Annotated in this window: 12 protein-coding genes; 6 read left to right on the forward strand and 6 right to left on the reverse strand. The window is 38.2% G+C overall.

What is annotated here, in order from left to right:
• Positions 1-172: 172 nt before the first annotated feature.
• Positions 173-1,315, reverse strand: coding sequence for an MBL fold metallo-hydrolase (locus tag ALPR1_RS11415; RefSeq protein WP_153231802.1), 1,143 nt, complete (start codon positions 1,313-1,315; stop codon positions 173-175).
• Positions 1,316-1,549: 234 nt separating this feature from the next.
• Between ALPR1_RS11415 and ALPR1_RS11420 the strand changes: the two genes are divergently transcribed.
• On the forward strand, positions 1,550-2,005 hold the full coding sequence (locus ALPR1_RS11420; RefSeq protein ID WP_008200832.1) for a (2Fe-2S)-binding protein: 456 nt from the start codon (positions 1,550-1,552) through the stop codon (positions 2,003-2,005).
• A 5-nt stretch (positions 2,006-2,010) separates the two neighbouring features.
• A complete protein-coding gene (locus tag ALPR1_RS11425; protein WP_008200833.1) occupies positions 2,011-4,176 on the forward strand; it encodes a xanthine dehydrogenase family protein molybdopterin-binding subunit in 2,166 nt (721 codons plus the stop codon).
• 95 nt (positions 4,177-4,271) lie between these two features.
• Here the strand turns inward: ALPR1_RS11425 and ALPR1_RS11430 are convergent, their stop codons facing one another.
• A complete protein-coding gene (locus tag ALPR1_RS11430) occupies positions 4,272-4,625 on the reverse strand; it encodes a hypothetical protein (protein WP_008200835.1) in 354 nt (117 codons plus the stop codon).
• 155 nt (positions 4,626-4,780) lie between these two features.
• Between ALPR1_RS11430 and ALPR1_RS11435 the strand changes: the two genes are divergently transcribed.
• Positions 4,781-5,929 (forward strand): cysteine desulfurase family protein, encoded by a 1,149-nt coding sequence (locus tag ALPR1_RS11435; RefSeq protein WP_008200837.1) that lies wholly within the window; start codon positions 4,781-4,783, stop codon positions 5,927-5,929.
• A 3-nt stretch (positions 5,930-5,932) separates the two neighbouring features.
• Here the strand turns inward: ALPR1_RS11435 and ALPR1_RS11440 are convergent, their stop codons facing one another.
• Both ALPR1_RS11440 and ALPR1_RS11445 read right to left on the reverse strand, forming a co-directional pair.
• Entirely contained in the window at positions 5,933-6,523 is a 591-nt protein-coding gene (locus ALPR1_RS11440) for a nucleotidyltransferase family protein (protein ID WP_008200838.1), read from the reverse strand.
• Positions 6,520-7,638 carry an XdhC family protein gene (locus tag ALPR1_RS11445; protein WP_008200839.1) on the reverse strand — a complete coding sequence of 373 codons (1,119 nt, stop codon included), beginning with the start codon at positions 7,636-7,638 and terminating at the stop codon, positions 6,520-6,522. Before ALPR1_RS11445 ends, ALPR1_RS11440 begins: the two co-directional genes overlap by 4 nt.
• Positions 7,639-7,871: 233 nt before the next feature.
• Here ALPR1_RS11445 and ALPR1_RS11450 point away from each other — a divergent pair, with 233 nt between their 5' ends.
• From ALPR1_RS11450 to ALPR1_RS11460, 3 genes are read left to right on the forward strand one after another with little or no spacing between them, the layout of a single operon-like run.
• A complete protein-coding gene (locus ALPR1_RS11450; RefSeq protein ID WP_040303555.1) occupies positions 7,872-9,389 on the forward strand; it encodes a M20/M25/M40 family metallo-hydrolase in 1,518 nt (505 codons plus the stop codon).
• Between the two features lie 24 nt (positions 9,390-9,413).
• Positions 9,414-9,887, forward strand: coding sequence for a hypothetical protein (locus ALPR1_RS11455; protein WP_008200841.1), 474 nt, complete (start codon positions 9,414-9,416; stop codon positions 9,885-9,887).
• 51 nt (positions 9,888-9,938) lie between these two features.
• Positions 9,939-10,826 carry a DUF1684 domain-containing protein gene (locus tag ALPR1_RS11460; protein WP_008200842.1) on the forward strand — a complete coding sequence of 296 codons (888 nt, stop codon included), beginning with the start codon at positions 9,939-9,941 and terminating at the stop codon, positions 10,824-10,826.
• Positions 10,827-10,842: 16 nt separating this feature from the next.
• Here ALPR1_RS11460 and ALPR1_RS11465 read toward each other — a convergent pair whose 3' ends face one another.
• Both ALPR1_RS11465 and ALPR1_RS11470 read right to left on the reverse strand, forming a co-directional pair.
• Positions 10,843-11,868, reverse strand: a complete 1,026-nt coding sequence (locus ALPR1_RS11465) for an Ig-like domain-containing protein (protein WP_008200844.1) — start codon at positions 11,866-11,868, stop codon at positions 10,843-10,845.
• 68 nt (positions 11,869-11,936) lie between these two features.
• Positions 11,937-13,058: a hypothetical protein gene (locus tag ALPR1_RS11470; protein ID WP_008200846.1), complete on the reverse strand. Its 1,122-nt coding sequence runs from the start codon at positions 13,056-13,058 to the stop codon at positions 11,937-11,939.
• Between the last annotated feature and the right edge of the window lie 99 nt (positions 13,059-13,157).

Below are 13,157 nucleotides of genomic sequence, written 5' to 3' on the forward strand. Positions count from 1 at the left end.
AAGTAGGTTGTTTTAAAATGTACTTTCAAAAGTTCAAATTAGGAAAAATGAATCAAAAACAACTCATGAGTAAAATGGCATTTTCTTAAAAAACCTATCCTTTTTGTATCACAGAAAGAATATTTTTTAAAAAAGTAGCTGTTTTATCTTGAAAATCAGGCCATTTACATGATTATTCCGGCTTGACCCACCATTTTTCTTTCGAATTCAAATTTCCATTAATTTCTATTCTAGATCCGATTTTCGGGATATAAATAGGCTGTTGGATGGAATTCGCTTTGATCAAAACTCGCTCCACAGGGTCAGTCCAAGAGTGCATCGCTAAGGAAAATGCAGCCCAATGTATCGGCATAAAAACCTCTGCCTGGATATCTTTTGCTGCCAACGCAGTCTCTTCTGGCATCATATGAATTTCCTTCCATCGTTCATTATACTGACCACATTCGAGCATAGCGAAATCAAATGGACCGTATTTTTGACCAATTTCTTTAAAATGAGGACCATATCCACCATCACCACTGAAATAAAGGTTTTCTTGAGCTCCACTAATCACCCAAGAGCCCCAAAGTGTAGCGAATCTATTATTCAGACCTCTGCCCGAAAAATGCCTTGACGGGGTGAAAACAAGTTTCAATCCTTGAGCATCAATTTCTTGCCACCAATCCATTTCATGAATTATTTCTGGTTCCACGCCCCAAGCTTCTAAATGAGATCCCACTCCCAATGGAACGTAAAATGACTTAGTCTTACTCATCAGTTTTTGGACCGAACCATAGTCCAAATGATCGTAATGGTCATGGGAGAAAATAATAAGGTCTATTTCTGGAAGTTGCTCAATTTCTATCGGTAATTCCTTGCTAAAACGTTTTTTTCCTAGCCAAGGGTGAGGAGCAGGGACTTCACCCAACATAGGGTCTATCAAAATATTTTTCCCATCTATTTGAAGCAAAAAAGCAGAATGTCCAAACCAAATCAATCGAGTTGGAATGCTTAGCGATGTCAGTTCTAGGGAATCAACTTTCTCGATAGGAATCTCAAAATCAGGCTTTCTGCTAGGATCATTTTTAAAAAATTCAGGAAGCATTTTGATCGCCTTTGCTATATCCATATCCATATTGGTCGGAATCAGGTTATGAAACTCCCCATCGGAATAATGATCTAACTTCTCAAATTGAGCTACCTTCTCCTCATTGGGATCAGCACCAAATTCTGGACTTAGGTAGACAAAAAGGACACCGATAAGACCCAATATCAAGCCCATAGTAAGGAAAAAATAGAGGATAGTCTTAAGGAGTTTAAAAACTGTTTTTAGCATTCGGTCGATTATGTAGTGTGAATAAATTTCTATGTGCAACTCCAAAACTGGTGAAAAGGTGCCAATTACACCTGAGATTGATACAATTTATTCAGAACAGATTCCTCTCGAATAGGATTAAATTTTTAATAGATGGTAAAGTAGTCTACCAATTGAAATTCAATTTTTTAATTTCCACCAACGGCTAAGAAAAAACAGGCCTTTTCATTAAATTAATGCTCAAACATATATAACATGGCAAACTTTAATCTAAAAATTAACGGTTCATCCCATTCAGTGGAAGTGGAGGAGGATACTCCCTTACTCTGGGTACTCCGAGACCATTTGGGTTTAGTCGGAACAAAATATTCCTGCGGTATAGCACAATGCGGTGCCTGCACGGTCCATATGAATGGAGAAGCAATTTTCTCCTGCTCCATGCCAGTTTCAAGTGTTGGAGAGGATGAAATCACAACTATAGAAGGACTTTCTGAAAAAGGAGACCACCCGGTTCAACAAGCCTGGGAAGATGTAGATGTCGCCCAATGTGGTTATTGCCAAGCAGGTCAAATCATGAATGCTGCGGCCTTCCTAAAAAAGAATCCATCTCCTAGTATGGAAGAAATAGAAAATGCGATGAACAGGAACCTTTGTCGCTGTGGAACCTATCATAAAATAAGAGAAGCAGTTGCTAAAGCAGCTAAAATCTAAAAATCATGGCTACACTGACAAAAACAAATAGAAGAGATTTTCTAAAGATTGCAGGAACTACCGCAGGAGGCTTGTTTATTGGCTTCAACTGGATGAGCTGTGATTCTCCAAAAATGGAAGTCTTGAGCGAAGAAGAAGTTCTTGCACAAGCTAAAAATTTCAACGCATATCTTTCCATTGCTCCCAGTGGAGATATTGTCATTTACTCACCTAATCCTGAATTAGGGCAAAATATTAAGACATCTTTTCCAATGGTTGTTGCCGAGGAATTAGATGCTGACTGGGAAAGGGTACATGTCATCCAGGCAAACTTGGATCAAAATAAGTTTGACCGTCAACTGACGGGTGGATCTGGTGCCATGCCTCATTCTTGGGAAAGACTTAGAAAGGCCGGAGCCACAGCCAAATATTTGTTAATAGCTGCAGCTGCGAAAGAATGGGGAGTTCCTGCAAGTGAAATTACCGCTTCTAAAGGATTTGTATCCCATAAGAACAGTGGTAAGGAAGCAAGTTTTGGAGATCTAGCTATTGCTGCTTCTAACTTAGAAGCTCCAGAGGATGTCCCATTAAAGAATCCTAAGGACTTTAAAATCATTGGTACGCCTGTTAAAAATGTAGACAATCCTGCCATTTTCACTGGAAAGCCTCTTTATGGTTTAGACTTTTATAGGGAGGGAATGCTACATGCGATGATTCAGCGTCCACCTTTCGGAATGAAAATCAAATCAATTGATGATTCCGAAGCGAAAGGAGTAGCAGGAATTTCAGATGTACTTCAATTTGACAATAGTGTTGCGATTATAGGAAGCTCTACCTGGCCTTTGATGAAGGCGAAAAAGCTATTGAAAGTAGAGTATGAGCCAGATGGCTTGGTAGAAAGCTCTGCAGATCACGATCGCCTCTTTAAAGAAATGCTGGCTTCCAATAATGCGGAAGAAAGAAGAAGAGATGGAAACGTTGAGCAAGCTTTCAGTACCGCCGCTCAAGTGGTAACTGCTGAATATCAATGTCCTTTTCTTTCCCATTCTCCCATGGAGCCGATGAACTTCTTTGCTCATGTCAAAGAAAACTCTGCTGAGCTTGTGGGACCAACGCAAACTCCAGATCGTGCAGCTTCAACAGCTGCTGAAGTCTTGGGGATTCCTAAAGAGAACATCACAGTCGAAATCACTCGATTGGGAGGAGGTTTCGGAAGAAGGTTAAGAGCTGATTATGTAGAGGAAGCTGTAAAAGTTTCACAAATGATGAAAGCTCCAGTGAAAGTAACTTGGAGTCGAGAAGATGATATCACAGGTGGTGCTTATCGACCTGCAGTTCGCTATCGGTTTGAAGCCGCATTAGATGCCAATGGCAATATGGTTGGCTACAAATTAAAAGGAGCAGGAATTAATGCTGGAAATAGTACTAGACAAAATAATTTCCCTTCTGGAGCTGTCGATAATGTGTTAATTGAAAGTATTGATCATAAATCTCCCATTACAACCAACCCTTGGAGAGCACCAATTACCAACTTCCTTGCCTATGCAGAACAATCCTTCTTGGATGAGGTTGCTTTGGCGGCTCAAAGAGATCCGGTAGAATTTCGACTTTCACTTTTGGAAAGAGCAAAAGCAAATCCAGTGGGTGGGGAGCTCGGCTATGATGCAGACCGAATGATTGGAGTTATCAAAACCGCTGCTGAGAAATCAAATTGGGGTAAAGACTCCAATGTTAGCCAAGGATTCTCTGTTTACTTCTCTCATAGAACTTACGTGGCTCAAGTAGCTGATATTGAGATGGAAAACGGAAGTCCTGTACTCAAGAAAATCACAGCAGCCACTGATTGTGGAATGGTAATCAATCCAACTGGAGCCAACCATCAAGTGAGGGGAGGAATCGTAGATGGAATGGGGCATGCGATGTACGGTAACTTGACTTTTGAGAATGGACTTCCTACTCAGAAGAATTTTGATAAATACCGACTCATCAGGATGAAAGAAGTACCACAAATTGATGTGCATTATGTAGATAGTGGATTTGATCCTACTGGATTGGGTGAACCAGCGCTTCCTCCTACAGGTGGTGCGGTGGCCAACGCTATATACAAAGCCACTAAAAGAAGACTGAGAAGACAACCATTCATAGAACAAGAAGAATTCTCAGATCTTAACTTAGAAATCAAACGAGCTTAATCACTTGCTTTGACGTTCCATGCTTAATTATACAACAAGACCTCTCAGGAATTCTGAGAGGTCTTTCTTTAGGTCATAAAATTTTATTGAATGGTTTAAATTTCATCCATTCCTCTTTCTTCCCAAAAAGGCCCTTCTAACTGTAATTCTTTATTTTGAGAATCAATTCGATAGGAGATTTCCATTTTATCTTTCGCTTGTTCGTGGATGGCTAAGCAGGCATTAAAATGAACCAACACAAATGACAAAGTCAATTTCCCTGAGGAATTGGTTTCAAAATCAGGCTTCCCTTCTAACACGACTTGTTCCGCGACAGCTCCTTCTTTTTTGAAGTAATAAGAAAGGAATATCCCCAATTCATTTTCCTTGTCTGCAATGATCCTAGGTATACCTTGATTAGGGTCTTCTAATTCTTCTTTTGTAAGTTTTAATGTCCAAGTCTCTTTCATCAATCAAATTTCAATGGTACAAAAATCTAACATTAGATTATAAGTATTTTCTCCATTTCATTATCCAAAAACTCTAAGGTATTGCTTCCTACCTGTATTCCATACTTTGGAAAAAACAAAAACAAAGATCTCAAGAAAACTGTTAATTTCATCCTATGAAGTATCCCGTTTACCTAGATTACAATGCAACTACTCCATGTGCTCCAGAAGTTATAGAGGCTATGATACCTTGGTTTCAACAACATTTTGGGAATGCTTCCAGTAAATCTCATGCTTTTGGCTGGGTTGCGGAGGATGCTGTTGAAATTGCCAGAGAGCAAGTTGCGAATTTACTGGGAGCTAGATCCAAGGAAATTATTTTTACTTCAGGGGCAACAGAAGCGATTAATTTAGCAATTAAGGGCACTTTTGAACTCTATAAGGGAGAAAAACAGCATTATATCACTTGTCAGACGGAACACAAGGCCGTCTTGGATACCATGGCCGAATTGGAGAAAGAAGGTGCTGATGTCACTTATCTACCTGTGGACCATGAAGGAAATATTAGCTATCAGGAATTAAAGGATACTATCTTACCTCATACAAAAATGATTGCCTTGATGTGGGCAAATAATGAAACAGGTATAATTCATCCAATAGAGGAAATATCTGAATTGGCTGAAACAAATGATATTATTTTTTTAACAGACGCTGTTCAAGCTGCAGGTAAGATTCCACTTCACAATAGAGGAATCCATTTGATGGCTATCTCAGCGCATAAATTTTATGGACCCAAGGGAGTAGGAGCACTTTTTATACGCCACAATCATTCTCTTCCTAAACCTTTGGCACAAATCACAGGAGGAGGACATGAAAAAGGTTTTAGAAGCGGCACATTAAATGTTCCAGGAATAGTAGGTATGGGAAAGGCTGCCGAAATGAGAATGGAAGAAATGGAAACCGAAATTTCCAAAATGTCCTTATTGCGTAATCAATTGGAAGAAAGCATATTAGAAATCCCAGGAACCAAACTGAACGGAAGTCAAAACAATCGATTACCTCATGTTTCAAATATTGCTTTCGAAGGAACAGAAGGCGAGGAATTATTGAGAAAGGTGTGTCAACAGGTAGCTGTTAGTTCGGGTTCTGCTTGTACAAGTATCTCTCCAAAACCTTCCCATGTACTCCAAGCGATGGGCCTAGAGCATGAATTAGGTAGATCTTCCATACGCTTCAGTTTGGGAAGAAATACGACCGAACAAGAAATTTTAGATACTGTGGAGTGGGTGACTCATGTGGTGACAGAACTCAGGAAATTGAATTAATTCTTATAGATTCAAATCTCTTAAATCAGCTTCCGTATCCACATCCGTTTTACCTTTCGCAAAAGTTACTAGCTCAAGATCTTCTTCATTGGCCTGAGCAATACTTTTTCCTCCTTCGTCACCCGTTAAAGCTAATAATTGCGTGAAATATTTTTTATCAAAAAGTATAGGGACTCCAAAAGTTTTGGAGTATTTACAGGCAACGATTCCTTTTCCTGATTTCGCCTGAGCATCAATTAATTTGTCAATGATTTTTGAATCTACAAAAGGTTGGTCACAGAGCATAATCACCACTTGATCAACAGGCTCGATCTTTTGAAGGTATTCTAATCCTTTTACTAAGGTTGAAGACATTCCTTTTTCCCATTTTGGATTGGGGATATTTGGGATACTTGCTCCTGAGAAAGTCTTTTTGATTTCATCTTTAAAAGCTCCTAAAACCAAAACTCTTTTATCTGCTTTGGATCCATTTGCTGCATCTATTGCCAATTGCAATAAAGTCTTGTCCTTGTATCGGGCAATTTGTTTTGGATAACCTAATCTGGAGGATTCTCCAGCTGCTAATATTACGATCCCTGTTCTTGGGTTGCTCATGCTATTTCCTCGTGTATGGGGCCTTCCTTATCTTTTAAGAAACCTCCATTTTTTCCTGCTAAAACCGCTTTGATTTCAGCTAAAATTGATAATGCAATTTCTTCGGAACCTTCGGCTCCAATATCTAATCCCATTGGGGAGTAAAGATTGTCCTTTTCAATGGATATTCCATGACTTTCTAAGCGTTGGATCATTTTTTCGGACTTCTTCTTGGGACCTAAAATTCCAATATAGGGTATTGGAAACTGAAGGAGCTGCTCCAAAACCACACATTCGTACTCAAAATTATGAGTCATCAATAGAGCTACAGTCTGAGAATCAATTTCTAAATTTTTCACCACCTCATTAGCAGTTCCAAGAATAATTGTTTTTGCTTTTGGAAAGCGGCTTTTGGTTGCTTGATTAGCTCTACCATCAATTAAAATTAATTCAAAACCTAAAATATCGGCCAATTGAGATAAGGGAATGGTGTCATTTCCGGCCCCAAAAAGTAAAAGTCGGGTAGGAGGTTTCACTTTCTCATAAAAGACCTGAACAGAATCATGTTCGGGATAGCTTTTGATCAAACTTCCCATACTGTCTCTATCATTGACTTGTGCCAAAATACTTTCCAGTAACACAGGGTCTACCTTATCCAAATGTCCTTCTGAAATTCCATTATTTGATAAAATGACTGTTCCCACTTGTTCAGACCTGGAATTTTTAATAGAAAAAATGGTCACCAGTGTACTTACATTTCTATCTGAGAGCGCCATTTTTAACAAATTCACAGAATTCAATTCATCAGAATAATCTATGGGTTCTATTAAAACCTGAATAATGCCATTGCAACCAAGTCCCACTCCAAATTTCTGATCATCTTCATCCGTGGTGTCATAGGTGACAAGCATGGATTTTTGTTTAAAAATTACAGACTGAGCTTTTCGAAGAGCATCCCCTTCAAGACAACCACCGCTAATTGCTCCTGTGAGTTCCCCATCTTCTGATACAAGCATTCTGGCACCCGGTCTTCTGTAGGCTGAACCATCCACATGGACCACTGTTGCCAAAGCTATTTTCTTCCCTGAGCTTTTGTATAAATCATATGCTTGAATGATAGACTGGAATTCTTTCATTGTTCAAATTAACGTTTCAAGAGAATATTCTTGATTAAGATAAGGTACCCTTGCATCGAAATCAAAAGAATCCCTTTAAACGGCCTAAAAGATTTATTTTTTATAAGTTTTCTAACATTAATCATCCCTTATAAATCCTTCCTTTATTGACCATGCTACAATTCAGCTCTTTTTAAAGCATCAGCCATACTAATTTTTAAAATATGCTATCTTTCTCTACCAATATCCTCCCCATGAAAAAAAGCTACTTCTCCTTAATTCTATTTCTCCTATTAATTCAACACACTTTTGCTCAGTTGACTAGGGATGAAATCATTAAAGAGTCCAACAAAGAGTTGAGATCATCGCTATTGAAATTTAAGGAGTATCTGAGTATCCCAAACAACGGATCCCTTCCTTCAGATATTCAGGCGAATCTAGCTTGGTGCAAAGAAGCTTTGGAAAGTAGAGGGTTTAAAACTCAAGAATTGAAATCCGGTAGGGTGCCACATCTATTTGCAGCAGGCGAAATGGATCCAAAAAAGAAAACCATTTTGGTGTACATGCAGATCGATGGCCAGCCTGTTGATTCAAGCTCTTGGGATCAGGAAAGCCCATATATCCCAGCTTTAAAGATGGAAGAAGGAGATTCTTGGGAAGAAATCAATTGGAATTTTTTAGAAGGTCCCATTGATCCAGAATGGAAAATATTTGCCAGATCAGCCTCAGACTCCAAAGGTCCGACAATGACATTTTTAACAGCCTTAGATATACTGAGACGAACTGGAAATACTCCTTCTGTGAATCTAAAGTTTATCTTGGATTTTCAAGAGGAGTTGAGCTCTCCCGAATTAGCTGATGTAGTTTCCCAAAACAAACAATTATTCAAAGCCGATGGTATTCTCATCATGGATGGCACTCGCCACATCTCCAATTTGCCCAATTTGACATTTGGGGCTAGAGGAATCGCTACAGCTACGATCAAAGTCTTTGGAGCTAAAAACGACCTTCATTCAGGGCAATATGGAAATTTTGCACCCAACCCAGTTTTCTCTCTTTCAAAACTATTGGCAGCAATGAAAGATGATCAAGGAAAAGTCCTTATACCAGGATTCTATGATGGTATAGAACTTACAGAAGCAGATATCCAAGCAATGAAAGAAGTTCCTGAAGATTTGGAAACCATCAAAAATGAATTGGGTTTTGCAGAATCGGAAAAAGTAGGAAACACGCTTCAGGAAGCCTTACAATATCCATCATTGAATGTTCGCGGACTCCAGGCAGCTTGGGTTGGAGAAGAAGTGAGAACTTTAATTCCTTCGGAAGCCATTGCAGAAATCGATATGAGGTTAGTAAAAGAAACTCCTGCAGAAAGGCAAATAGCTCTACTCAGAAAGTTTATTGTCGATCAAGGCTATCATCTGGTTGACGGGAAACCGACAGCAACAGATAGACAAAATTATCCTAAACTGGCATCTTTTGATTTTAGGATAGGATCAGCACCCTTTAGGTCAGAGATAGATTCCCCATTTGGAGATTGGCTCAAAGAGGGAATGAATTATATCTTTGATGAGAACTTCATTAATACCAGAACCACAGGAGGCTCACAGCCAATGGCTCCTTTTATCAATAGTTTAGGTGTACCGGCTGTATCAGTTAGAATTCCCAATCCTGACAACAGCATTCACGCACCCAATGAAAACATACGAATCGGAAATTACCTTGAAGGTATTCAAACCTGTTTGGCCCTAATGAGTATTCCTTTTAAATAAATAAAGTAGAATAAAAATCAACCTATGCAGATTCCAAGTTTGGCGGAGATCAAAAAAGAATTGAGCCATTTAAACGAACAAGAGCTGAAAGACCTGATTGTAGATTTAAGTAAATTCAGTAGGGATAATAAAGCCTATTTGTTCTTTAAATTATATGGCAGGGATTCACCAGGCTTATACCTACAAATGGTTCAGGAAGAATTGGAAACTGAATTTGACTTAGCAAGAGCCGACCATTCTTATTATGCGAAGAAGTCCATCCAGAAAATTCGTAGGAAAATGAACAAACTCCTTAAACTCAGTAAGCATAAACCTGATCAAGTTGAAGGATTGTTGTTTTTCTGCGAGCAAATGAAAGAGCATGGGTTTTTGGAACATGACAATCGGGTTATTGATAATTTATACCAAGTGCAATTAAATAAAGTGCAAAAATTGATTAGCACTTTGCATGAAGATTTGCAATTTGATTACGAAGGCAGGGTTGAGGAGTTAGCCTAAGCTTGAAGTATACCTTAGGCAAATATTTACTACTTAAGATCAAATAAACTCATGATTCAGCACAAAAACATACTCCTTTTGTTCCTTTTAGGATTGGTTTATTTCAATTCATATTCCCAGGTTAAAAATTTGGGGAAAGCGGATTTTGAGGATTGGAAAAATGATCGAATTGAAGAAGTCACATCTGAAAATGGATGGCTTAATCTTTCTGGTTTATTTTGGCTTAATAATGAATTAAAATTCTTAAACACCCTCAATCAAGAGCTCATTTTAGAGACTCAATCTAGGAATGAAAACCTTGGTTATTTTGAGTGGAATGCTGATTCTGTATGGTTTATTCCCAATTCAAGGACGAGGGAAAAATTCAATTTACCTTCGAAAATTCTCCAATTTCCAGAGGAAAGCTATGGTAGTAATGCATTGAAAATTCCTCCTTGGAAATGGTCCATAATTGAAAGAGATGAATCTTTTGGAGTTAGAACCCGAAATTTGAACCACCCTTCGATTTCAAAGTTTAATGGAATCCCTGCCTATGGATACCAAGAAAATTGGTCGATAGAAGCCCAATTCATTCCAAAATTCAATGAATCGATCTTGATAAAAAATGTAGTGGGGCAAGAATATGAGGTGAATGTAATGGGGCATATTTTATTCCAATATGAAGGTCAAGATCATGAGCTTTTGGCTTTTGAGGAAGAGGGTAAACTTTGGGTGATTTTTTCAGATCTAACAAATGAAAAGGAAACCTATCCTTCAGGTAGATATATGTATGTCGGTTTTCCTGATAGAACCGGCAAACTTAATCTGGATTTTAACTATGCCTACAATCCACCCTGTGCATTTACAAAATTTGCAACTTGTCCTATTCCCCCAAAAGAAAACAGATTGGATTTTGCAATACCAGCAGGAGAGAAGTGGCCCAAGGATTTGGGGTATTAATCAAAACTTGTTTTAATTAATTTTTAACAGAAAACTCTATCGTTGAAATTGCTTCTTCGGATTCCTTTGATTGATTGTTTTCTAAATCAATCTCAAAAAGTCGATTCAAGTTATTGCCAGCCAAATCCTCTAAGCGAGTTTCGATTTCCACTTTATAACTTCCAGCCTTCCATCTTTCAGTAGGTAAAAATCTAATCCTGTTTTCGTGGCTAGCAAGTTCCCATGTTCCGGGAATCTCTAAATTCTCTTCACTTTTTATAATAAAAACCTCTTGTAATAATGCATAATCCAAAGGCTCTAAAAAATTCATTTGAAACGCATCCTTGGTCTCAGCTTTAGGTACCTCTAATTCCCAATTTGATGGAGTGGGAGATACGCTATCCCGATCAGTGACTGTATAAGCTTTTATGAAGTCTGAAGACATAGCTAAACCATTTTTGCTTTTCCAACCCTCTGTAACAATCAGTTTATAATTTTGATTTTTTTCCAAAGGAGCTCCCATTTCTAAATTGGGAATTAAATCTCTTTTAATCCTCCCCGGATCCAACCATACCGTCAATTGTGTTCCTGTTTGATCCCATAATTCAGGTTGAAGGTTTAAAAAGACAGCAGGTACTGTATCTTGATCGGCGTCCAGAAGTTTTATATAATTTAATGCCACTCCCTCTTTCATGGGTTGAGAAAATTTCAAATAGACTTTAAGTAGGTTTTCTGGAACAGTATCCTGGCTTGGGAAAACTGATTCCACCACAGGGATCATTTCCACATCGTCCAGAGTTGGAATAGAAATCTCTTTGACAACTTTACCTTTTACCAGTATTTCATAGGTTAAGCCCCTAGTAAATGGAATAATAGGCTTAAATACTTTGACTTCATTTTGTGTTTTTAATTCACCAAAAATTGAAACCCTCTCAGTATCCTGAACTAACCGAATTTCTAAATCCTTTGCTTCAAGTAGATCTGGAATTTTGATTCCTATCGCTTTTTGATCATCCCATAAAACAGCATAATCTATCTCGTTATTTTCCGAGCAGGAAACCAAGAGTATTGAAACAAAAAAAATCAGATTATGAATGAAACATAACCTGATTTTAAAAAAATAAACAATCATTATCTCAGTAAATATTCAGCTTTATCTGTACTCCATAAATCTAGTGATCCATTGGATTTCCTTTGAAGAATTATCATGGTTCCATCATCCATTTTATCTAATTGCTGCACATTTGTTAAGGGCATAGAAACAAAGTCAACTCCCTCAGTTGCAAAGTTATCTGGAACTGGCTCAGTAAGTGAACCTTCAAAGCTTTCTATATCTTCAAAATTAACTCTGAAAACTGGTCTATTGGAATTTGCCATCACCAGGTAGGACTTACCATCTTTTTCAACATTCAATATATCCAAAGGCTGATTTCCACTACCCATTTCTGCAATCGTTCTTCCTTTGATATGCTTCCCAGCAGTCAAATCGTCCATCGGGAATAAAACTAAAGGTGTACATGTATAACTAGCCACCAAGTATTCCTTACCATTGATTTCAGCAGTAGTAAACGTCTTGATTGGGGAAGTAGTCTCGTACCTTCCATGAGCAGCATGAAAGATCTCTAAAGATGCAAAATCCTGATCATCTGTGAATGGAAAAGGGATACTTCGGAACGTGGAACTGAATTCTTGATTGGATAGACCACTAACCAATAATTTTCCATTGGAATAACCCAAGTCAGAAATTGAAGAAACTCTCAATGAGCGACCTCTTCCATCTTTGGCATCTTCCGCAGGTGAATTATTGAGTTCAACAGAAGCAAATTCAACATCCTCTAAAGAAACAGGCATCATTTGATCTCCTTCTAACTTTAACAAAACTGGAGTTCCATCTGCAGCTTGGACAGCCATATAAACTTTCTTGGAAGTAGGGTTTACTGCAATATCCAAAATGGAGATGTTATCCACTGTGGTACCCATGCGATCCGCTAACTTTTTATCGATCCCTTTTAAATCAATGCTTTCTATGTCTTTGGTATATTCATTATCCTTGGTGTTGATTGCAAAAACTGAGGCACTTTTGGAATCTCCAAGAAAAAGAACTCCCTCTGGGCCAAAAGCCAAAGAGGTAATGGACTTGATTTCGGGTGTGCCTTTGGCCATACCATAAGGCAGCTCAACCGAACGAAAAGTAAATGCCAAAATGGATGTCATCAGTAGACAAATACCTATAAGCAGACTTTTATTTTTCATGATTAATTTGGTTTAAATATCTGAGGATTATTAAGTTAATCAATTATTGTCAAACTAGGTAAGAACTCGTAATGTTTCCAAGGCAATCATCTACATCTT

The sequence above is a fragment of the Algoriphagus machipongonensis genome, assembly GCF_000166275.1.
Classification (GTDB): domain Bacteria; phylum Bacteroidota; class Bacteroidia; order Cytophagales; family Cyclobacteriaceae; genus Algoriphagus; species Algoriphagus machipongonensis.